Origin of the sequence: Synechococcus sp. CCY9201 (genome assembly GCF_034931105.1) — a bacterium.
GTDB lineage: Bacteria > Cyanobacteriota > Cyanobacteriia > PCC-6307 > Cyanobiaceae > CBW1002.
The window spans coordinates 19,876-40,447 of the sequence record NZ_JAYGIC010000144.1 but is presented as its reverse complement, the minus strand read 5'-3'; the positions used below and the strand labels follow the sequence as shown (position 1 = coordinate 40,447).

Below are 20,572 nucleotides of genomic sequence, written 5' to 3'. Positions count from 1 at the left end.
AGCTCTAAACTTTCGCTTGAGCTTTCATCGCAGAGAAGTTTGTCGCTCACCCAAATCCTGCACTGGCGCACAGTCTTCAGTTGGGACCACCTTTCGACTGACCGAAAGGGTTCGAGAGTGCACACAACTGTTTCGCTTGCCGTCTAGACCTCTCTATCTGGATCTCTCCGAACAGATTCTTCCTGATGGTTCGCTTCACAATCCCGTGACTTTCCCAGATCTCAGATCCGGTTCGCTTCAGTCACCCACAGCTGGTTTTCACCCGGTTCTGACCCAAGGCGTGAGACCTCAAGGCAGCACCACATCACTGCAGGTTCCCGTCGCTTAAAATGTTTGACGGGACCTCACACCTCTACCGCTCGTTTCGTCATCCTCGACACCGCATCCAACTGGCTTTGACTCCACACTGGCGCCAGCACAAGGCTGGTCCACTGCAAACTCAGAACCGTTCGATCCGATCAGAATGACGCGGTAGAAGCGTCAGTTCCTAAACTTTTCAATTGTCCAGGTGCTGCCTCCACTCCCTTGGCCTCTCGGCTCCGGGTCGTCTCGGCACGTCGCCTCTCAGCGACTCAGGAAACCTACAACACCGGTGGCTCGCGCCTCCTTCGTCGTAAGCACGCACCCTTCACCCTTCCAGGCAAATGGCACTCGCCCTCAGTGCCTCGCGGCACCGAAGACTCTGCGTTTCCACCGGCGCTCTCGCTCCCGGTGTGCTGCGCAGTCCAAAACCATACCCCATACACCTTCGATTGCGCAAGCTCCCACTGATGGGGCCTTTCACCGCTTGCCTGGCAGTCCCGACCTCTGAAAGCCAGCTCAGCCGGACCGGCGCCGGCCGAAGCATCTTCATTGGAAGGCACAGGGGCCTGGAGCAGCGACGAATCAAGCGCCAGAGGGGAACAGGCAGGAAACAGAGAAAGGGGAAGGCAGGGATGGTCGGACAAAACCCGGAACCCCTGAGCACCCTGATCTGGTCGACAGGCTGGGCGGACCTCCGCTCAGACTCAGACGCGAGCGGGGCAGGGACGTCTGAACCTTTGTTGCATGCCAAGACAGCTGCAGTCGCAGACACAACCCAAGTCCAAGCTCCCGATCCAGGCCTGGACCACATCGCAAGCTACGGATCCAGCCCTGGCCCTGAGGTCTCCTTCTTGGACCTGAGACCTCCTTCTTGAACCTTGCAGGGCTGCGCCGAAGCAGCTGTGCGCATGGAAAGCTCTGCTGCAGCGATCAGGCCCCATGCATTCCTGAATTGTTCCAGCCGTGGTTCATGGCCGGTACAACGTTTCTACCGTTGGCCCAAGCTCCCATGGAGGCCCGTGTCCCGACCGTTCAGCCAACAGCACCAAAGGGTTCGGCCCAGCTCCAAGGAAGACGCCGTGGTGATCCGCGCCCAGGAGCACTTCGAGCGCACCCTGGTGAGGGTCAAGGGTGAACTGGTGGGATCGGTGGCCGCGCTCGACCATCCGCGCCGCTCCGGAGAGGCCAATTACGGCGAGGTGTTCCTGCGGGACAACGTGCCGGTGATGATTTACCTGCTGCTGCAGGGCCGTTTTGAGGTGGTGCGCAACTTCCTCTCTGTCTCGCTGGAACTGCAGAGCAACGACATCAAGACCCGCGGTGTGTTTCCCACCAGCTTTGTGGAGCAGGACGGGGTCGTGCTGGCCGACTACGGCCAGCGATCGATCGGACGGATCACCTCAGTCGACGCCAGCCTGTGGTGGCCCATCCTCTGCTGGCTGTATGTGAAGCGCAGCCGTGACATGGAATTCGGTGCCAGTCAGCAGGTTCAACGCGGCGTGCAGTTGCTGCTGGACCTGGTGCTGCATCCCACCTTTGAGGGCACGCCCGTGCTGTTCGTGCCGGACTGTGCCTTCATGATTGATCGTCCGATGGATGTCTGGGGCAACCCGCTGGAGGTGGAGGTGCTCCTCTACGGCTGCCTGCGCAGCTGCTGCCACCTGATGGAACTGGCCCAGCGTGACCGCATGAGCCGACTGCTGCATCAGCGGATCGAACTCACCCAGGAGTGGATGCATGATCTGCGATCCTTCCTGCTGAAGCACTACTGGGTGACCAGCAAAACGGTACAGGTTCTGCGGCGCCGGCCCACCGAGCAGTACGGCGACCACCAGCACGAGAACGAGTTCAATGTGCAGCCTCAGGTGATCCCCCCTTGGCTGCAGGACTGGCTCGAGAACCGGGGCGGCTACCTGATCGGCAATATGCGCACCGGCCGGCCGGACTTCCGCTTCTACAGCCTCGGCAACTCCCTCGCCTGTCTGTTCGGCCTGATCACGGCACCCCAGCAGCGGGCCCTGTTCCGGCTGGTGCTGCACAACCGCGAACATCTGATGGCGCAGATGCCGATGCGCATCTGCCATCCCCCCATGGAGGCCGACGAATGGATGAATAAAACGGGATCAGACCCAAAGAACTGGCCCTGGAGTTATCACAACGGCGGGCACTGGCCCAGTCTGCTCTGGTATCTGGCCGGTGCTGTGCTTCTGCATGAGCAGCGCCACCCCGAGGCGGACGTGCTGCTGATGGGTCAGATGCGGGCCATGATGGAAGAGTGCTACTGGGCCCAGCTCAACCAGCTGCCGCGTCAGCAATGGGCCGAGTACTTCGACGGACCCACCGGCACCTGGGTGGGTCAGCAGGCACGTACCTACCAGACCTGGACGATCGTGGGCTTTCTGCTGCTGCACCACATGCTGCGAGTCAACCCCAGCCAGGTGAGCCTGATTGATATTGAGACCCCTTGAAGAAAGAGCAGCGCAACCCAGCCTGGTCAGATAGCGAGCGATGCACGTGCAACAAATTCGCTGCATGAAAAAACCCCGGAATCTACCGGGGCTTCATTAGTAGCAGACTGTTTGCTCGTCGTTATAGCAGCTGATCAGAACAGGCCGAGGGTCAGAGATTTGTCGATCGGCAAAGCGGCTCCAATGCCGAGATAAATCGTGAAGACGGTGCCGAACAGAAACGCTGCCATGGCGACCGGGCGACGGAAGGGATTCTGGAACTTGTTGAAGCTCTCGATGAAGGGAATCAGCATCAAGCCGAGGGGAACCATCGTCTGCAGAGCAATGCCCAGCAGCTTGTTGGGCACAACCCTCAGGATCTGGAAAACCGGGTACAGGTACCACTCCGGCAGAATTTCGAGAGGAGTGGCAAAGGGATCAGCCTTATCCGCCAGCATGGCGGGATCAAGCACGGCGAGCCCAACCACACAGGCGATGGTGCCCAGGATCACCACCGGGAAGATGTAGAGGAGATCGTTGGGCCAGGCTGGTTCACCGTAATAGTTGTGGCCCATGCCCTTGGCCAGCTTGGCCCTCAGCTTGGGATCGGTGAGGTCAGGCTTCTTGAGGATGTGCATGACGGAGGCCGTGAAAGGGGAGCCGGCAAGCCGGCGTGAACCTGGAGTTGAAAGCTAGGAAGGAGACAGGCTCGAGGGAGGCAGCAAGCCAGACCAGTCCTGCTGGATTGCAACACTTCGCAAACCGGAGCCCAGGCCAAGGGTGGCCTGGACCGGGCTGGATCACAAGGGACCAGAGATTCCTTGCTTGCGAATCATCAGGAAGTGCATGAGCATGAAGACAGCCAGCAGCCAGGGCATCACAAAGGTGTGCAGGCTGTAGAAGCGGGTCAGCGTGGCCTGGCCGACGCTTTCACCTCCCCGCAGCAGTTCGACCATGAAGTCGCCCACCACAGGAACGGCTGCCGGAACGCCACTGACGATCTTCACGGCCCAATAGCCCACCTGATCCCAGGGGAGCGAGTAGCCGGTGACACCGAACGACACGGTGATCACGGCCATGGTGACGCCAGTGATCCAGGTGAGCTCACGGGGACGTTTGAAACCACCGGTGAGATAGACGCGGAACACATGAAGAATCAGCATCAGCACCATCATCGAGGCGCTCCAACGGTGGACCGAACGGATCAGCCAGCCAAAACTGACGTCCGTCATCAGGTACTGAACCGAGGAGTAGGCCTCAGCGACCGTGGGCTTGTAATAGAAGGTCATCGCAAACCCAGTGGCGAACTGGATCAGGAAGCAGACCAGGGTGATGCCGCCAAGGCAATAAAAAATATTGACGTGCGGCGGCACGTACTTGGCGGAGATGTCGTCGGCGATCGCCTGAATTTCCAGGCGCTCCTGGAACCAGTCGTATACAGGTGACGACTTTGCGGCAGGAGAGGAATTCGCCATGCAGCGGGCGGCTTGGGTTGCGAGAGTCTACCGACCGCCCGAAACCCTCCGTGAGCGCGCAACGGCAGCCCCCCCCGCCGAACCGAATCCCGCCCCAGAGCCTGCAACGCCTTCTGCGGCGCGGGCTGGGGCTCACCCTGGTGCTGAGCCTGCTGCTGACGCCCTGGACAACTTCGGCGGCACTGGCCCTGAACGACGCCCAGCAACTGGTGGTGGAAGCGTGGCGGCTGGTGAACCAGAGCTACGTGGACCCCGGTCGCTTCGTGCCGATTCACTGGCGACGGCTGCGCCAGAAGGCCCTGGAACAGCCGATCAGCAGCTCGGCGGACGCCTACGCGGCGATCGAAACGATGCTGACCCCCCTCGACGACCCCTACACCCGGCTGCTGCGACCCGCCGAATTCAGCACCCTGCAATCCGCCACGCAACAGGGCACCGTGACCGGCGTGGGCCTGCAGCTTGGCCTGCGTGCCGCCGACGAGCAGATCGTCGTGATCGCCCCGCTGGACGGCTCTCCGGCCGCCGATGCCCACATCGCCAGCGGTACGGAAGTGCTGGCCGTGGATGGCATCGACACCGCTGAACTGGGACTTGATCTGACCGCAACCCGGCTGCGGGGCCCCTCCGGCAGCACCGTTCTGGTGCAGCTGCGGGACCCGCAGGGTCAGGAGCGGGAGGTGGAACTGGAGCGGCGCCAGGTGGACCTGCGGCCCGTGCGCAGCAAACGGCTGCGCCAGGGCAACCTCACCCTCGGCTACCTGCGCATCACCCAGTTCAGTGAACCGGTGCCGGAACTGGTGCAGCAGGCGATCGCCGACCTGACAGGCAAGGACATCGAAGGCCTGATCCTCGATCTGCGCAACAACTCCGGCGGCCTTGTGAGCGCCGGGCTCGCCGTGGCCGACGACCTGCTCAATGGGTCGGTGATCGTGGAGACCGAAGACCGCGGCGGCATCGGGGACCGGCAGCAGGCCCATCTCGGCGTGCTCTACGACGGGCCCATGCTCACCCTGGTGAACGGCGGTACGGCCAGTGCCAGCGAGATCCTGGCCGGCGCCCTGCAGGACCAGGAGCGCAGCCGGCTGGTGGGCAGCCGCACCTTCGGCAAGGGCCTGATCCAGACCCTGATTCCCCTGGGAGACGGCAGTGGTCTGGCGGTGACGGTGGCCCGCTACCTCACACCGGATGGTCGCGACATCCAGAACCAGGGCATTCGGCCTGATCTGGAGCTAGGGGCGCCGGAACCGCTCGATCCGGGGGGTGAGGACGACTCCTGGCTGGAAGAGGCCCAGCGGCTGCTGACCCACCAGATCCAGCAGGCACAAGCGCCGACCCAGACCCAGTGATCGGCCAGCGCACCTATCACGATCCCCTGCATGGGGCCATCCAGCTCGATCGGCAGGATCCGGCCGAAGCCCTGGCGATCGACCTGATCGACACCGCACCGTTCCAGCGGCTGCGCCGGATCCGCCAGCTTGGGCCGGCGTTCCTCACCTTTCACGGCGCCGAATCCAGCCGCTTCACCCACTCCCTCGGAGTGCTGCATCTGGCCCGCCTGGCCCTGCAGCGGCTGATCCGCCACGATCCCTCCCTGGAGGAGCACAAGCCCGTGCTCTTTGCCGCGGCCCTGCTCCACGACCTGGGGCACGCCCCCTTGAGCCACACCGGCGAGGACATGTTCGGGCTGCGCCACGAGCGCTGGTCTGCACGGCTGGTGCGGAATCACCCGGATCTGCGGCAGCGCCTCGATGCGGAGGGCGCCGGCACCGCGGATGCGGTGGCGGATCTGCTGGAGCACGGCCGCTATCCCCGCCAGGCGATCCGGGCCCTGGTGAGCAGCCAGCTCGACTGCGATCGCCTCGACTATCTGGTGCGGGACAGCTACAGCGCCGGCATCCGCTACGGCCAGCTCGATCTCGAGCGCATCCTGGCGGCCCTGACGCTCGCGCCCGACGGCAACCTCGCCCTTCACCCCAAGGGGCTGATGGCTGTGGAGCATTACCTGGTGGTGCGCCAGCTGATGTATCGCAGCGTCTACAACCACCGTCTCAACGTGGTGTGCAACTGGCTGCTCAGCCAGGTGATCGCCGTGGCGCGGCGGCTGGGTCCAGGGCAGGTGTTCAGCGACATGGTGATGAGCCGCTGGCTGTGGCACAGCGACGCGCTGGACCTGGAGACCTACCTGGCCAACGACGACCTGCGCAGCGGCTATCACCTGCTGCGCTGGCGGGAAGAGGGGCCCGAGGAACTGAGGGAGCCCTGTGCCCGCCTGCTGGATCGGCGCCTGCTCAAGGCCACCGACGTGAGCGATCTGGCCAGCACCCAGCGGCTGGAGCTGCTGGCCGAGGTGCAGGGGATGGCCCGGCGGCAGCAGCTGGTGGCGGAGCGCTGCTGCGGTCTGCAGCAGAGCCAGAACCGGGGCTATCACCCCTACAAAGGGGGGCTGCGGCTCTGGGATGGCGAACGGCTTGAGGCGCTTGAAACCCGATCGCCCCTGGTGCGAAGCCTGATCCAACCGGTGGAGCAGGCCTGGCTGATCCATCCTGCGGAGGTGCGCGAGCCCCTGCAGCAGCGCCTGGCGGAACTGCACACCTAGCCTTCGCGGCAATCGAATCCGGAACGGATGGCAGCGGTGTTCCTGGCGGAGGCTCCGGGCCAGCCCCACCGGCTGGTGCTGAACACCACGCCCGATGGGGCCGACGGAGTCGAAGAGGTGCGCTATGCCCTCGGGGCCTCACCCCCACCGGGCTGGGTGGAACTGGAAGCCCTCGATCTCAACCTCAACCTGCCGCAGCTGCGGGCCATCCAGGAGCTGCTGGACACGGCCGGGCATGGCCTGCTGCGGGTCATCAGCCGCAGCGACGACACCCTGGTGGCCGCGGCCGCCCTCGGCGTCGAGAGCGGTTGTCCACCGCCACTGCGGAACGCTGAGCCCGGAGCCGGTCCAGGCGAGAGCCCTGCCTCAGCCGCGGCTTCCACAACCGGCCCGGAGCTCGAATTCCTGATCCATCGGGGCACCCTGCGCTCCGGGGATCATCTGCAGGCCCCCGGCTCGGTGCTGCTGCTGGGGGACGTGAACCCCGGAGCCCGGATCAGTGCCGCCGGCGACGTGCTGGTCTGGGGCCGGCTGCGGGGCGTGGCCCATGCAGGCTGCCAGGGCGATGACCGGGCCCGGATCGTGGCCCTGCAGCTGCGCCCCCTGCAATTGCGCATCGCCGCGGCCGTGGCCCGTGGCCCAGCGGAGCCGCCACCGCCTGGCCTGGCGGAGGAAGCCCGGTTGATGGACGGAACGATCCGGATCGATCCCGCCGGCCCCCAGCTGCTGCGGCCCGGGGGGAGACTGAGCGCAGCCGAGCGGTTCAGCGGTTGATCAGCCCGAAGCCGCCCAGCACCCCGGCCACCGCCATGAACCACAGGGGGGAGATCCGGGTGCGCAGCATCAGCACACACACCACCACAGACACCACAACCCCGGGGGGGTTGTTATCGGCGGTGTGGAGGATTTTCAGGCCCACCGCGAACAGGATGCCGAGGGTGATCGGCCCCAGACCCCGCTCAAAGGACACACGCCAGGGGGAGTTGCGGAAGCGCTGCCAACCCAGGCAGGCCAGCACCATCAGCAGGGTGGAGGGCAGCAGGATGGCGCATTCCGCTCCGTAGGCCGAAAGCAACGCCCAGAAGGGACCCTCACGCTGAGCCGCCCCCAGGCCAAGCAGGCCCACGATCATGGAGCTGGGTCCAGGAGCCGCCTCCGCCAGGGCGTAGAGATCGGCGAACTGGGCATTGGTGAGCCAGCAGAACTGCTCGACGCTGAGATGGTGGTATTCAGCCAGCAGCGTGTTACCGCCCCCCAGGGAGAACAGCGACAACGACAGAAACTCCCCGATCACGCGCAGCAGGCTGCCCAGATCCGAAAGGGACGCGGGAGTGCAGGCCTGAGCCGCGGCCAGAAGCCGGGTCGATGGGGACATCCAGATCAGCGGCACCATCAGGGAGGGCCCGATGGGGTTGTGCCTGGGCGGGGCCAGTACCAGGCCATCGCCAGCGGACCCAGCACCAGCACCACCGGCACGAGGCGCAGATGCCCCAGGGTCAGGGCCAGGAAGGTGACGGCCGCCAGCAGCAGGGCCATGCGGTCGCCCAGATAGGTGTGCAGGATCTTGAACCCCATCGACAGGGCCATGCCGGCGGCGGCGGCCACCACGCCGGCAAGCACCCGATCCACCGCCGGCAGCCCATGCAGCTGGAAATAGGCCAGCCCCACCAGCATCAGCAGGCTGAAGGGCACCAGCAGCATGCCGGCCAGGGCCACCAGGGCCCCGGGCAGGCCGCGAAACCTGGTGCCGATGTAGATGGCCATGTTGATCTGATTCGGCCCCGGAAACAGACGGGCCACCGTGAGCCCGGTGATGAAGGCCTCGTTGCTCATCCAGCGGCGCTGTTCCACCACGATCCGCTGGCTCCAGGCCGACAGGCCACCGCCGAAGGAGGAGAGGGCGACCTGGAGCATGCCGCTGAACAGGGCCCGAAGCCCGGGAGGCGGGGCCAGGGCGAGATCCTCGTCAGCGGGATCCTGAGCAGGGAGGGGCACACCCTCAGGGGGGACACCCATCAGTCGTGCACGAAGTGGGGGTCGGGCGGCAGCTCACCCGCCTCATGCAGGCTCGGATCCAGCGGGTCTGGAGCGTCGTATTTACAGGCCTGCTCCCAGTCGGCCTCAAAGGTGGCCTTGAGGCGCTTCACCACCGCGGGGGCATCGCTCTCGATGCCGAGTTCACGCCGCAGATCAAAGGCGCTGCGGTCGATATTCATGGAGCCGGTCTGGGCAAAGGCCCCATCCACCAGGATCAGCTTGGCGTGCAGCTTGAGGTGCCTCTGCCGGCGCACCTTCACCCCGAAGCGCCGCATCACCCGCAAGGAGGAGAAGGTGTCGTAGATGTCCCAGTCGCTGATGCCGTGCTTGCCGCCGCACAGCACCCGCACCTTCACACCCCGCTCCCGCGCCGACAGGATGCGCTCCAGGATCACCGCATCCACGAACTTGGGATGCTGGATCCAGAGGGTGCGACGGGCCGCGTCAACGATGCGGGCCATCTGACCTCGGCTGTGCATGCTGCTCCACACCAGGCCCACGGAGAGATCGGGCTGGAAGAAGGTGCGGTTCCAGTCGGCCTCGAAACCAGCGATCACCTGCTCGATCACTGGGGCCGCGTAGGTGACCACGCCATAGTCGCGGGTCTGGGTGAAATATTTATCCGACAGGTTGAAGGTGGCGATCAGGGCACAGTCGCGATCCACCACCAGCGACTTCTCATGGGTCACCGGAAAGGCCTCACTGGTCCAGGCCACGGCAATCCCCCAGCTCTGAAGGCAGGCATAGGTCTCATCGTTCCAGCGGTCGCCGCCGGAGGTGTGGGGGTTGAGCATCACCCGCACCTGGACGCCCCGCTGGTGCGCCCGCAACAGGGCCTGCTCCACCGCCTCGGACTGGAGCTTGAACTGCTTGAGACGCAGCTCCGAACGGGCCTGGTCGATCAGCGCCACCACCGCATCGGCCCCGTCGTCCGGCATCACGATCAGGTGCTGATGGCTGCGGATCGTCACCGGCGGCGATGCGGCTATCGATTCGGCCACGCGTCTATCCCGGGCAAGGGGAACGGAAGGAACCCCGTTCTATCGGGGTCCGGCTCCGGCGGCCCGCATCAGCCAGCACCACCAGCGCCTGGCGGTGGCCTTAACCTGATCCAACGCCAGCCAGTGCCGTGACCGCCGCCCCGACGCGCATCATCCTGATCTGCTCTGGAAAAGGCGGAGTGGGCAAGACGACCCTCACCGCCAACCTGGGCATCGCCCTGGCCCGCCAGGGCTCCCGCACCGCTGTGCTCGACGCCGATTTCGGCCTGCGCAACCTCGATCTCCTGCTGGGGCTTGAGAACCGGATCGTCTACACAGCCCAGGAGGTGCTCGCCGAGACCTGCCGCCTGGAGCAGGCGCTGGTGAAGCACAAGCAGGAACCCAACCTGGCTCTTCTGCCGGCGGGCAACCCGCGGATGCTGGAGTGGCTCACCCCGGAGGACATGCAGCGGATCGTCGCCCTGCTGGCCGAGCGCTTCGACATCGTGCTGATCGACTGCCCCGCCGGCATCGAAGATGGCTTCCGCAATGCCGCCGCCGCGGCCCGCGAGGCGATTGTGGTGACCACCCCGGAGGTGTCCGCCGTGCGGGATGCCGACCGGGTGATCGGGCTGCTCAACACCCAGGGGATTGAGCCGATCCAGCTGGTGCTCAACCGGGTGCGGCCCAAGATGATGCTCAACCAGGAGATGCTGGCGGTGAGCGATGTCACCGACATCCTGGCCCTGCCGCTGCTGGGGCTGGTTCTGGAGGACGAGCAGGTGATCGTCTCCACCAACCGGGGCGAGCCGCTCACCCTGAACGGCAACGGCTCACCGGCCGCCAAGGCCTACCACAACATCGCCCGGCGGCTGCGGGGCGAGACCGTCCCCCTGATCGATCCGGCCAAGGAGGGACAAGGCCTGCGGGCCAAGCTCGGCCGACTCATGCAGACCCGGATTTTCTGAACCGATGACCCTGCGCGATTTCATCAACCGACTGCTGGGTCGTCAGCCCGCCAGCGCCACCATGGCCAAGCAGCGGCTGCAGCTGGTGCTCGCCCACGACCGCAGCGACCTCAACCCGGAGCTGCTCGAGAAGATGCGGAGCGAAATTCTTGAAGTGGTGTCCCGCTACGTGGAGATCGACGTGGAAGGGGGCGATGTCAGCCTTGAAACCGAGGACCGCGTCACAGCCCTGGTGGCCAACCTGCCGATCAAGCGGGCCCGTTCCATCCCCCTGGCCGCCGTTGCTGAGCCGGCGGAAGGCTGACCCGGCGCATTGCTGAGCCGCCACAACGCTGAGCCTGTCCGCGCTGGGGAATCCTGCAGACAGCTCGACCAGGCTCGATGGCTCTCTGCACCAACACCGCTCCATTCCCCCTGTTTCCGCTCACTCCAGCGGAACAGCGGGTGCTGCAACAGCTGCGCAGTGGCTGCAGCAACAAGGGCATCGCCGCTGTACTGGTAGTGAGTCCGCGCACTGTCGAGAGCCACATCTCGAACCTGCTGGCCAAGACCGGTTGCCGCAACCGCACCCAACTGCTCCTGTGGGCGCTGGGGGAGCGATAAAGTCTGCCCGGGCCAGACGGCCCGGCCCTTGCCGGCTTAGCTCAGCGGTAGAGCAGCGCTTTTGTAAAGCGAAGGCCATCGGTTCAAATCCGTTAGCCGGCTTCCTCACTCACAGAACAGGTCCGGTGCAGGAGTCACTGTTCAAGCACCGACTGTGGCGGCCCGAGGAACGATCTGACCCAATCGCTCGGGTCCGGGCCCTCAACTGGCAGGCGACGACCGCTCGCCATCCACCTGGTTCTCCTGCTCGAGATAAAGCAGGCAGTCAGCACTGCTGGGAAAGATCCGGAACACCTGGATGGTGCCTGTGGTCTCCAGAATCACCCGCAACTGGCTGTTGAGGCTGCAGAGGAACAGCTCCCGCCCCTGCCGGCGCAGCCTCTTGAGTGCGGTGATCAGGCAGGAGAAGCCGCTGCTGTCCATGAAGGTGATGGCGCCGCAGTCAATCAGCACAGAGCGGGGATCGCCCACCGTGAGGCTGTGAATACGGTCGCGCAGATCGGCACCGGTATCGGCGTTGATGAAGCCCGTCGGCCGAAGGATGTGCAGTTCAGCCATGGGTCTTCGGCGCCCGGTGCGGACAGTCAAGGACCAGGGGCCGCCAGCACCTGGGGAGCGGCATGCCAGAAGATCAGCCAGTGGCGCCCACCATCGTCGCAGCCGGCCTCAGCTCACACCCCTGGGCCAATGAAAAGCCAGGATGATCACAGACCTTTCTGGCCCCACTGCCTTGGTGCCCACCGGTTCGATGGCCAACGACCAAGAACTGCCGCCTCCGGTGCTTCCTGACCATGAGGGGGCGATCCTGCCGGTTCCCCCCACCCTGCCCACCACTGCAAGCCTGGAGGCGGCCCTGGAGGTGATGCGTTCCAGCCTTCAAGAGGCCAGCGACGCCTCAACGGACGAGGAACAGCTCACCGGCAACTGCGTGCTGGTGCTGGAGGGGCAGCAACTGGTCGGGATTCTCACCGAACGGGACGCGGTGCGGTGGGCGTTGAGCGACCTGCCCCCCAACCAGATCCGGCTGGGGGCGGTGATGACCCATCCGGTGATCAGCAGGAAGCGGCATGAATGCCTCGACATCCTGGCGACCATGAGCCTGCTGCGCCGGCAGCGGATCCGCCACCTGCCGATCGTCGACGAACGGAACCACCCCGTTGGCATCGTCACCATCACCAGCCTCAATCGTGTGCTGAAGGAGACGTTCTTCCTGCGGTTTCGACAGGCTGTGGAAGTGATGAGCACCGCCATCGTGACGGTGCGCCCCCAGGACACGCTGCGCCAGGCCATTCAGACCATGGCGCTGCGGGGGATCAGCTGCGTTGTGGTGACGGAACCGATCCCCGGCCGGGGTGGGTCCAGCCGTGAACGCCCGATCGGCATTCTCACCGAACGCGACATCCTCCAGATGCGCCGGCTTGCGCTCGCCCTCAGCACAACCCGGGTCGACGAGGTGATGAGCACGCCACTCTCCTGTATTCACCCCGCCGACGACCTGGCCGCCGTGCGGGATCGGATGCAGAAACTGCGCATCAGGCGAATGGTGGTGGCCAATGATGCCGGCGAACTGGTGGGACTGATCACCGAGAGCAATCTGATGCAGAGCATCGATCCCGTGGATCTCTATGGCGTCTACGAGATTCTGCAGCGGCAGGTGAACATCCTCCGTGAGGGGCAGTTCCAGCTGCTGAGTCGACAACGCTTCGACCTCTCCCGTGCGCTGGCCAACAGAGAGTTCAAGCTGGTGTATCAGCCGCTGCTGAATCTGAGCCAGGGAAAGATCCAATCAGCCGAGGCCCTGATCCGCTGGACATCACCCCAGCACGGCACAGTTCCCCCCTGCGATTTCATCCCCCTGGCGGAGCATTCGGGCTTCATCGTGGAGCTGGGCGACTGGATTCTCGAAACCGCCTGTCAACAGACCCAGCAGTGGATGCAGGCAGGCGGTCAACCGATCCAGATTGCCGTAAACGTGACGGCCCATCAACTTCTCGAACCTGAGTTCGTGGCCAAGCTGCTGGGCATCGTGGAGCGCGCTGGCATCCCCCCGGCCCTGTTGAAACTGGAACTCACCGAAAGCGTGCTGGTGGAGAACACCATGGCAACGGCCCACTGTTTTCAGGAACTCCAGAAGGAAGGCATCCAGATCGCCATCGACGACTTCGGCACTGGCTACGCCTCACTCTCCTATCTGCAGCACTTCAGCTTCGATACGCTCAAGGTGGATCAGAGTTTCGTGCGCGGCATCCACACCAACCCCAAGGCTCAGGTGATCGTGCATTCCGTGCTCGACATGGCCGAAAAAATGGGCTTCGAAACCGTCGCCGAAGGCGTGGAATTTTCTGAAGAACTGCAGTGGCTTCGCAATGCCGGCTGCCAGGTGATTCAAGGCTATCTGATCGGCAAACCCCTGCCGCCCGAACAGTGGAGGCCCGAGTGGCTGTCTGGGGCTGTCCTGCCTATGATGAGCGCCGCGACCGCATCAGATGGTCGTGGGGATCGCTAAATACCCCCGCCGGGCCGATGACCTTAAGCTCCGTTGGCAGGGAGGGGTACGAGAAGGCTTGTACAGAGAGATTATGAAGCTGGGCTGGCCAATATTCTCGAAGCCGAATGTGTTGCGTTCTGCGCCACCCCTGCGGCTTCTGCGAGATTTCCTACCGATCGCAGCCCTGCTGAGCGGGCTTGTCAGCCTGGCAATCTGGCCGCTGGTGCGCTCGATCGAACAAGGAGAGATTGCCACCTTGACAGCAGAAGCCAAGGGGGCGTTACAGGAATCCAGGAGCGATATCGAGTGGCGCTTCTTCGAAACATTGGCCGACATTCGCGTAATCAGCCAGCTGCCCCTGGTGCGGGAGGCCGTGAACAGCCCCACACCAGAACGGTTCCGTCCCCTGAACGGGATCTTCCGAACGTTCATGGAGTCCTATGGGCGCTACAGCTCCTTCACCCTGGTCAACCGTCAGGGCAGATCGGTGGTACATGAGGGGCCAGCAGACTTGGCGCCAGGTCTGCAAGAGTCCAAGCGATGCTCCAACCTGACTCACGACCACCACGCCTTGCTGGCCAAGGCCTGGTCCTTGGATCCGGGCCAGTTTGTCGTCAGCCCCGTGCATTGGTACCAGGACCAGGCGACCAACCAAGCCTGCCAGCCACTGATGGAGCTGGCGGTGCCAATGGGTGGCTCACCTGGGAAGGTTGAGTTTGTCCTGTTGGTTCACATTCTGCTCAACCCTCTGCTGCAGGAGCAGCACCGGATCCTGCAGCTGCACAACATCTCGGTGTTAACGGCCATTCTTGATCCCCAGGGCCAGCCCATCAACAGCAACTCAAAAGCATCCGGTCCCATCGGTGGCTCCGATGCCTGGAGTGCACGACCGGATCCTGAAGCTTGGCTCGCGATCCGGCGCATCTTGTTCGAACAGAACATTTTTCCAGCCTCCCTGCGGACGGACAAGCAAGGCCTGTTCATCTTTTCCCAGGTGAACCCACTCAATACCAGGCGAGTCCCTGGCCAGCAACTGGATGGCACGACCCGGCCGAGCCGGCGGATTCTGGCCATGGAAGCCAAAGACTGGCCCTGGGTCTTGCTCATCCAGATCCCGAACAAGACCCTCCAGACCCACGAATTCCTGGGGAAAAGCAAGGGATGGACGCTGCTGGTGGTTCTGTACCTGAGCGCAGCGCTTCTGGCCCTGAGTCTGGCCTATGCCCGTTTACTGCGGAGAATCAGTGATGAGGAAGTACTACGTCACAGCGCCGAGCTCGAGCTGCTGGCCCGCACCGACAGCCTCACCGGCCTGCCCAACCGCCGCAGCCTCGAAGAGCTGGTCAGTTACGAACTGGCGCGGTGGCAGCGCCATCAAATCCCTCTGGCCGTGTTGATGCTCGATCTGGATCACTTCAAGTCTGTCAATGACCAGAACGGGCACGCGGTGGGCGATGCCGTGCTGGTGGCCTTCAGCCGAACCTGCCAGGCAGAACTGCGAAACACCGACACCCTCGCCCGCTGGGGCGGCGAGGAATTCCTGGCCCTTCTCCCCAACACCGACCGTTGCCAGGCTGAGACCCTTGCCGAACGTCTCCGCCAGGCCGTTGCAGCCCTGTCGATCCCCGTGCTGGAGACTGCCGACCCAGCGGAAGCCCCATCGCGATCCGCCGCGACGTTGCGCATCACCACCTCGATTGGGATCGCATCGTGCCATGACGATTCCGGCAACTTCGACACCCTGTTGCGGGAAGCGGATGAAGCCCTCTATGCCGCCAAGGAAGCCGGTCGCAACTGCATCCGCTACGTACAGACTGGCCTGCAGACAGCCTCGGAGTGGTGTCCCAAGTGAAGGACCAGCCACCTCTGTTCGGGACTGGCGACTCAGGAATAGATGTTGGGAAACGGCAGAAGGCGCGAGCTGATTCCTGATGGCTGGTCAGCGTTCGCCTGCAAACAGCCAGACAGCGGCGGCCAGCACCAACCAACCCAGGGGGGCCAGGTTGAACAGCTCGGTGCCAATTCCCATCAGCGGGGTCAGAAACCAGTGCACCACGGCCATGGTCAGCACCACCACCAGGGCCAGAATCGCCATCGTGTCAGGGGTGCCGCAGCGCTGAGGGCAGTAGAGCACCTTGCCGCAGAACCTTCCAGCCTCCTGGTTCGCTCCAGGCCACCACGGTGCTGGCCTGCCCCGATGCCGCCGGCCAAGGCAGGGGAGCCAGCACGGGCAAATCCGGAAACTGATCAGCCGCCTCGTCTGCTGTGGTGGCCGCCGGTTCCCCTGAGCGATTGGCGCTGGTGGTGGCCAGCGGGCCGCTCAAGCGCAGCAGGGAGCGGGTGGCCGCACAGTCGGGCACCCGCAGCCCGAGGCTGGGGCCGCCGGGATGGAGCGCCTCCACCAGGGCGCCGCGGCAGGGCAGCACCAGGGTGAGGGCCCCCGGCCAGCCCTGCTTGGCCAGGGCGAGCCACTCCTCCTGCCAGACCAGAGGCAGGCTGCGGCGGAACTGATCCAGATCCGCCGCCATCAGGATCAGCGGCTTGTCCGGGGGCCGGTGCTTGAGACGCCAGATCTGGCCGGCGTGCTCAGGTCGTGCCGCCAGGGCAGGCAGGGTATCGGTGGGGAGGAGGGCCGCGCCCCCCTGCTGCAATCGCGCCGCCAGGGCAGGGGCATCGAACAGGGGCATGGCGGGATGGCGGACGGAAACCGCGACGGCCAAGGGTCTAGCGGGCAGCTGGCGGCTGTGGGGCACGCCGGGCCAGCGCGAAACGGAGATTCCCCTCCAGATCCGCCGCTGCCTCCACATCCTGCAGAGCGGCTGCGACGAGCAGGGCCAGCACGGCGGCACTCTGATCATGGTGATGCTCCAGCAGCAGCAGGCCACCGGGTGCCAGGGCCTCAGCAGCGTTGGCGGCAATGCAGCGCAGGGCCGCCAGACCATCAATACCGCCATCAAGAGCCAGGCGGGGCTCGTGATCGCGCACCACCGGATCGAGCGTGTCGACAACCGCGCTCGGGATGTAGGGGGGATTGGCCACCACCAGATCGAGGCGACCCCACCAGGGCCGCAGCGGCTCCCACCAGTGGCCCTGCAGGGGGGTGATCTGCTCTTGGACGCCACCAAGCTGCCAGTTGCTGCGAGCGATCGCCAGGGCCTCAGCGCTCAGGTCCACCGCCAGACCAAGGCTGGCGGGCCAGGCACGCGCCAGGGCCAGGGCCAGGCAGCCCGAGCCGGTGCCGAGATCAGCCCAGAGCAAGGAGGAGTCAGTTGGCGGGCTCAGCGCCAGGGCCAGCTCCACCAGCAACTCGGTCTCCTGGCGGGGGATCAGCACCCCTGGCGCGACCTGGAGCTGCAGATCGCGCCAGGGGCAAAGGCCCACCAGGTATTGCAGGGGCACGGCCGTGGCGAGGTGCTGGTTCCAGAGCCCGGCGAGATCCTCAAGCGAAAGGCTCAGGGTCAGCTGCCGGTCTGGGTGAAGCCGCAGGGCCTGCAGTTCAGACCAGGCCACCCCTCCGGCCAGATCGAGCAACCAGTCGAGGTCGGCCGCATGGCCTCCCTGCCCCAGGCAGCGGCGACGCCACTCCAGCAAGGCCGTGGCACTGACGCGCAAGGGGTTGGACGGAGCCACGCAACGGCAAGCGGCGACGCGGCCGGCCTCGACTGGTTCCAGGATGCTGCGCCCCTCAGCTGGGTCGCCAGCAGAGGCCCGGTTCAGCCTGCAGCACCCCCGCCAGTTCGAGCTGCAGCAGGGCGGTGACCAGCTGATCAGCCGGGCGGTCGAGGCGCTGGCAAAGCTGCTCCAGCGAGGCACCGGCCCCCACCGCCTCCAGCAGGGCCTTGGCCGGTTCCGAGCAGATGACTGCCGAAGCCCCGCTGCCGATCGCTGTGGGGAGCCCGGCGCCTTTGCGGGCCAGGGGGCCGGGCCCCAGCTGGCGAATCAGATCGCCGGGCTCCAGCAGCGGCGTCGCGCCGCGGGCCAGCAACCGGTTGCTGCCGGCGGCAGACGCCTTGCCCGTATCGGCCGGCACCACCCAGAGCGGCAGTCCCTCCCGCCAGGCCCGTTCGGCCGAATGCAGGGCACCACTGCGCTCAGGGCACTCCACGACCACCACGGCAGCGGCCAGGGCAACCTGCAGGCGGTTGCGTTCGGCGAAATGGCCCGGACGCACCGCCGCACCGGAAAGCTGTTCGGTGACCAGCAGGCCCCGCTCGCTCACCTGATGCTGGAGCCGGTCGTGATGGCGCGGATAGACCCGGTCCAGCGGTGTTCCCAGCACCGCCACCGGCGCTCCTGAGCCGCGCAGGCAACCGTCATGCACCGCTCCATCGATGCCTTCAGCCAGGCCGCTCACCACTGGCCAGCCCGCTCCCGCCAGGGCCTCCCCCAGCTGCCGCGCCATGCTGAGGCCATGCAGGGACGGCCGCCGGGTGCCCACCACCGCCACCGCCTGTCGACGCCGCAGCGGCGCCCAGAGACTGCCCCTCCCGCGCCAGTGCAGGGCCAGGGGCGGACGCTCCAGCCAACGCACGGCCGGCGGCAGGGATGGATCGCCGGGCAGCAGCAGGCGGCGATCCTCGCGGCGGTGCAAAGCCGGATGCAGAAGGGGATCGTCTCCCCAGGAGAGCCGAAAGGCCACCACCTGCTCGGCGAGCCGAGCACCCCAGCCGGGTAGAGCCTCCAACTGCCGGCGGGGCGCCCACCAGGCCTCCTCCAGGGACCCGCAGCCCTGCTCGAGAGCCTGCAATCGCTGCCAGCCCAGGCCTGGGCAGCGGCACCAGAGCCGCCACCAGAGCCGCCGGCGCGCCGGCCAACCCATCAGTCGCTCGCCCGAGGCGAACGACTGGGGCGAGGCCTGCTCTGCGGGAGAAAGAGGCTCTGAGGAAGGCTGCTCAGAAGGCAGAGGCCGAGGACGTACAACGGCCGGGACCTCCGCTTGAGTCACCTCCGCCACCCCTGACGCTCGGGGCGGCTTGCCAGGGCCGCCAAACACAACGGTCACCAACTTCCCCAACGAACCGCTCGCCGCTGAGAACAAACGTACTACCGACCGACCTGGTTCGGGCCCAGCTCCAGGCGCTCGATCGCCTTGTGCAGGTCATCCGGGAGGCGACGCAGCAGCCGGCGACGTTCCGGGCCTGCCGAGAGATCGACCAGCACAAGCTCGACCCGCGCCTCGGCGGCAAGTCCTCCCGCCGGACCCAGAAAACGGCTGTGCCAGGGAAGTCTCACGCCACTGCGGGGCAACACCTCACTCCAGAGCTCCACCGTGTCGCCATGCAACAGGGCCTGGCGGTAGTCGATCGTCAACGAGACCACCGGCAGCTCCAGCCCCCGCGCCGCCAGATCCCGGTACGCCAGGCCTGCCGCCGCCAGCGCCTCCACCCTCGCCTCCTCAAGCCAGGCCAGATAGGCGCCATGCCACATCACGCCAGCGTGATCGGTGTGCTGGGGCAGAACCCGACGGCGCAGACACCATCCGCGATGGGGGGCGGTGCCGGTCTCGATCCCGGAGGCGGGGATTTGTCTCTGCATCACGGTCTGCACCAGGGGGCCCTGTCTGCCCATCCATCGGCCATAGGCTGCCGCAGAGCTGGACCTGTCCTGTGTTCCGCAATCTTCTGATCGCCGATTCCGGCAAGGGTCATGTGGAGGAGATGGTGCGCATGCTGCGCGACATCCCCCCCTGCCGACAAGCCCGGATCAACCTGCTGCATGTGGTGCCCGAGCAGGCCGGCGAAGACTTCCAGGAGCACTGGCAGAAAGCTGCGGGGATCGTGGCCGAAGCGGTGCAGCGGCTTGGACTCAACCCCGGCGATGTGAACACGATCATCCGCCAGGGGGACACCAAGCAGACCGTGCTGAAGGTGGCCGATGAGCTCAATGCCGATCTGATCGTGATGGGCTCCCGCGGCCTGGGACGTCTGCAGTCGATCCTGAGCAACAGCGCCAGCCAGTACGTCTTCCAGCTCTCCACCCGCCCGATGCTGCTGGTGCGGGACGACCTCTATGTGCGCCACGTCAACCGCGTTCTGGTGACCGTGGACGGAACCGGCGTCGGCGATGACGCCCTGCGCATGGCCTGTGAACTGGTGCGCGACATCCCCGGTGGCAGCCTGATCGGCGTCCACGTGACCCGGCACGACATCACGCCATCGCGGGGCGGCAAGAGCCCGGTGGACGAGGTGCTGGAAAAGGCCGTGCTGCGTGCCCGGGGCTTTGGCGTCGAGATGCAGACCCTGCACCGCACCGGTGACATCGGCCGCACCGTCTGCGCGGCCGCCGAGGAAGCCAAGGCAGATCTGCTGGTGATCGCCTCCCAGGACCGCAGACCCCTGGTGGCGCAAGCCCTTGTCGACCTCGACAGACTGCTGGGCAGTTCGGTGAGCGATTACATCCGCGTGCACGCACCAGCCCCGGTGCTGCTGGTTCGCGAACCGGAAGGGCGCCGCTGAGACCAGAGCCCGTCGGATTGATCAGCCGTGGCCTCTGCTGCTGAGCGCTTGCCTCTTCGTGAGCAGTTATGCACTGAGCGGGGCCACAGCAGGAGTCCGGAAAGACAGCCGGCAAACCAGGAGCGGTGCTTCCTCAGACCCGAGCAGATAGAGACCAGACAAGGGAACCAGCGCCAATCGGGGGCCAGAACAAGCATGGCCACCCAGGGCGTGCAACCTC

General features: G+C 65.5%; 21 protein-coding genes and 1 tRNA gene. 11 read left to right on the top strand and 11 right to left on the bottom strand.

Annotation, left to right across the window (positions count from 1 at the left end):
* Positions 1–1,322: 1,322 nt before the first annotated feature.
* Complete coding sequence (locus VB716_RS13960) at positions 1,323–2,771, top strand: glycoside hydrolase 100 family protein (protein ID WP_197158831.1); 1,449 nt, start codon at positions 1,323–1,325, stop codon at positions 2,769–2,771.
* Between the two features lie 134 nt (positions 2,772–2,905).
* Here the strand turns inward: VB716_RS13960 and petD are convergent, their stop codons facing one another.
* On the bottom strand, positions 2,906–3,388 hold the full coding sequence (gene petD, locus VB716_RS13955) for a cytochrome b6-f complex subunit IV (RefSeq protein WP_197158830.1): 483 nt from the start codon (positions 3,386–3,388) through the stop codon (positions 2,906–2,908).
* 162 nt (positions 3,389–3,550) lie between these two features.
* A complete protein-coding gene (petB, locus tag VB716_RS13950; protein WP_197158829.1) occupies positions 3,551–4,225 on the bottom strand; it encodes a cytochrome b6 in 675 nt (224 codons plus the stop codon).
* Between the two features lie 50 nt (positions 4,226–4,275).
* Between petB and ctpZ the strand changes: the two genes are divergently transcribed.
* From ctpZ to VB716_RS13935, 3 genes are read left to right on the top strand one after another with little or no spacing between them, the layout of a single operon-like run.
* Positions 4,276–5,571, top strand: a complete 1,296-nt coding sequence (ctpZ, locus tag VB716_RS13945; RefSeq protein ID WP_416223848.1) for a carboxyl-terminal processing protease CtpZ — start codon at positions 4,276–4,278, stop codon at positions 5,569–5,571.
* A complete protein-coding gene (locus VB716_RS13940; RefSeq protein WP_322758877.1) occupies positions 5,571–6,821 on the top strand; it encodes an HD domain-containing protein in 1,251 nt (416 codons plus the stop codon). The genes ctpZ and VB716_RS13940 overlap by 1 nt, the downstream gene beginning before the upstream one ends.
* Positions 6,822–6,848: 27 nt before the next feature.
* Entirely contained in the window at positions 6,849–7,595 is a 747-nt protein-coding gene (locus VB716_RS13935) for a septum site-determining protein MinC (RefSeq protein ID WP_197171804.1), read from the top strand.
* On the opposite strand, the gene VB716_RS13930 is transcribed toward VB716_RS13935, so the two are convergent.
* The 3 genes from VB716_RS13930 to VB716_RS13920 are packed head-to-tail and all read right to left on the bottom strand — an operon-like array spanning position 7,585 to position 9,859.
* On the bottom strand, positions 7,585–8,214 hold the full coding sequence (locus tag VB716_RS13930) for a chromate transporter (RefSeq protein WP_323270778.1): 630 nt from the start codon (positions 8,212–8,214) through the stop codon (positions 7,585–7,587). The genes VB716_RS13935 and VB716_RS13930 overlap by 11 nt on opposite strands.
* Entirely contained in the window at positions 8,214–8,837 is a 624-nt protein-coding gene (locus VB716_RS13925) for a chromate transporter (protein ID WP_323270777.1), read from the bottom strand. The genes VB716_RS13930 and VB716_RS13925 overlap by 1 nt, the downstream gene beginning before the upstream one ends.
* Positions 8,837–9,859 carry a phospholipase D-like domain-containing protein gene (locus VB716_RS13920; protein ID WP_323270776.1) on the bottom strand — a complete coding sequence of 341 codons (1,023 nt, stop codon included), beginning with the start codon at positions 9,857–9,859 and terminating at the stop codon, positions 8,837–8,839. Before VB716_RS13920 ends, VB716_RS13925 begins: the two co-directional genes overlap by 1 nt.
* Positions 9,860–9,987: 128 nt before the next feature.
* Between VB716_RS13920 and minD the strand changes: the two genes are divergently transcribed.
* The 4 genes from minD to VB716_RS13900 all read left to right on the top strand — a co-directional run bounded on the left by minD (position 9,988) and on the right by VB716_RS13900 (position 11,511).
* Positions 9,988–10,806 carry a septum site-determining protein MinD gene (minD, locus tag VB716_RS13915; RefSeq protein WP_197158825.1) on the top strand — a complete coding sequence of 273 codons (819 nt, stop codon included), beginning with the start codon at positions 9,988–9,990 and terminating at the stop codon, positions 10,804–10,806.
* Positions 10,807–10,810: 4 nt separating this feature from the next.
* A complete protein-coding gene (gene minE, locus VB716_RS13910; protein ID WP_197158824.1) occupies positions 10,811–11,110 on the top strand; it encodes a cell division topological specificity factor MinE in 300 nt (99 codons plus the stop codon).
* A 77-nt stretch (positions 11,111–11,187) separates the two neighbouring features.
* Entirely contained in the window at positions 11,188–11,409 is a 222-nt protein-coding gene (locus VB716_RS13905) for a response regulator transcription factor (RefSeq protein WP_197171801.1), read from the top strand.
* Between the two features lie 30 nt (positions 11,410–11,439).
* Positions 11,440–11,511: transfer RNA gene (locus tag VB716_RS13900), tRNA-Thr, on the top strand.
* Positions 11,512–11,610: 99 nt separating this feature from the next.
* Here VB716_RS13900 and VB716_RS13895 read toward each other — a convergent pair.
* Positions 11,611–11,967 (bottom strand): STAS domain-containing protein, encoded by a 357-nt coding sequence (locus VB716_RS13895; RefSeq protein ID WP_323270775.1) that lies wholly within the window; start codon positions 11,965–11,967, stop codon positions 11,611–11,613.
* Between the two features lie 175 nt (positions 11,968–12,142).
* On the opposite strand from VB716_RS13895, the gene VB716_RS13890 reads away from it, so the two are divergent.
* Positions 12,143–13,915, top strand: a complete 1,773-nt coding sequence (locus VB716_RS13890; protein ID WP_323270782.1) for an EAL domain-containing protein — start codon at positions 12,143–12,145, stop codon at positions 13,913–13,915.
* A 109-nt stretch (positions 13,916–14,024) separates the two neighbouring features.
* Positions 14,025–15,749: a sensor domain-containing diguanylate cyclase gene (locus VB716_RS13885; RefSeq protein ID WP_323270774.1), complete on the top strand. Its 1,725-nt coding sequence runs from the start codon at positions 14,025–14,027 to the stop codon at positions 15,747–15,749.
* A gap of 87 nt (positions 15,750–15,836) precedes the next feature.
* Here the strand turns inward: VB716_RS13885 and VB716_RS13880 are convergent, their stop codons facing one another.
* The 5 genes from VB716_RS13880 to VB716_RS13860 all read right to left on the bottom strand — a co-directional run bounded on the left by VB716_RS13880 (position 15,837) and on the right by VB716_RS13860 (position 19,432).
* Positions 15,837–15,992 carry a hypothetical protein gene (locus tag VB716_RS13880; protein ID WP_197158816.1) on the bottom strand — a complete coding sequence of 52 codons (156 nt, stop codon included), beginning with the start codon at positions 15,990–15,992 and terminating at the stop codon, positions 15,837–15,839.
* A 4-nt stretch (positions 15,993–15,996) separates the two neighbouring features.
* The gene (locus tag VB716_RS13875) at positions 15,997–16,584 is read right to left on the bottom strand and encodes an L-threonylcarbamoyladenylate synthase (protein WP_322758878.1); all 588 of its coding nucleotides are present in this window, start codon (positions 16,582–16,584) and stop codon (positions 15,997–15,999) included.
* 37 nt (positions 16,585–16,621) lie between these two features.
* Positions 16,622–17,527: a peptide chain release factor N(5)-glutamine methyltransferase gene (prmC, locus tag VB716_RS13870; protein WP_323270773.1), complete on the bottom strand. Its 906-nt coding sequence runs from the start codon at positions 17,525–17,527 to the stop codon at positions 16,622–16,624.
* Between the two features lie 55 nt (positions 17,528–17,582).
* A complete protein-coding gene (locus VB716_RS13865; protein ID WP_322757647.1) occupies positions 17,583–18,716 on the bottom strand; it encodes a DNA-processing protein DprA in 1,134 nt (377 codons plus the stop codon).
* A gap of 224 nt (positions 18,717–18,940) precedes the next feature.
* The gene (locus VB716_RS13860) at positions 18,941–19,432 is read right to left on the bottom strand and encodes an acyl-CoA thioesterase (RefSeq protein WP_323270780.1); all 492 of its coding nucleotides are present in this window, start codon (positions 19,430–19,432) and stop codon (positions 18,941–18,943) included.
* 71 nt (positions 19,433–19,503) lie between these two features.
* Here VB716_RS13860 and VB716_RS13855 point away from each other — a divergent pair, with 71 nt between their 5' ends.
* Positions 19,504–20,352, top strand: a complete 849-nt coding sequence (locus tag VB716_RS13855; protein WP_197158812.1) for a universal stress protein — start codon at positions 19,504–19,506, stop codon at positions 20,350–20,352.
* Positions 20,353–20,572 lie beyond the last annotated feature (220 nt).

Excerpts from the sequence above, each read along its gene's own strand:
- petD (WP_197158830.1), bottom strand. The coding sequence starts at position 3,388 with ATGCACATCCTCAAGAAGCCTGACCTCACCGATCCCAAGCTGAGGGCC.
- petB (WP_197158829.1), bottom strand. The coding sequence starts at position 4,225 with ATGGCGAATTCCTCTCCTGCCGCAAAGTCGTCACCTGTATACGACTGG.
- VB716_RS13935 (WP_197171804.1), top strand. The coding sequence starts at position 6,849 with ATGGCAGCGGTGTTCCTGGCGGAGGCTCCGGGCCAGCCCCACCGGCTG.
- VB716_RS13930 (WP_323270778.1), bottom strand. The coding sequence starts at position 8,214 with ATGGTGCCGCTGATCTGGATGTCCCCATCGACCCGGCTTCTGGCCGCG.
- VB716_RS13925 (WP_323270777.1), bottom strand. The coding sequence starts at position 8,837 with ATGGGTGTCCCCCCTGAGGGTGTGCCCCTCCCTGCTCAGGATCCCGCT.
- minE (WP_197158824.1), top strand. The coding sequence starts at position 10,811 with ATGACCCTGCGCGATTTCATCAACCGACTGCTGGGTCGTCAGCCCGCC.
- VB716_RS13905 (WP_197171801.1), top strand. The coding sequence starts at position 11,188 with ATGGCTCTCTGCACCAACACCGCTCCATTCCCCCTGTTTCCGCTCACT.
- VB716_RS13895 (WP_323270775.1), bottom strand. The coding sequence starts at position 11,967 with ATGGCTGAACTGCACATCCTTCGGCCGACGGGCTTCATCAACGCCGAT.
- VB716_RS13880 (WP_197158816.1), bottom strand. The coding sequence starts at position 15,992 with ATGGCGATTCTGGCCCTGGTGGTGGTGCTGACCATGGCCGTGGTGCAC.
- VB716_RS13875 (WP_322758878.1), bottom strand. The coding sequence starts at position 16,584 with ATGCCCCTGTTCGATGCCCCTGCCCTGGCGGCGCGATTGCAGCAGGGG.
- VB716_RS13865 (WP_322757647.1), bottom strand. The coding sequence starts at position 18,716 with ATGGGTTGGCCGGCGCGCCGGCGGCTCTGGTGGCGGCTCTGGTGCCGC.
- VB716_RS13860 (WP_323270780.1), bottom strand. The coding sequence starts at position 19,432 with ATGCAGAGACAAATCCCCGCCTCCGGGATCGAGACCGGCACCGCCCCC.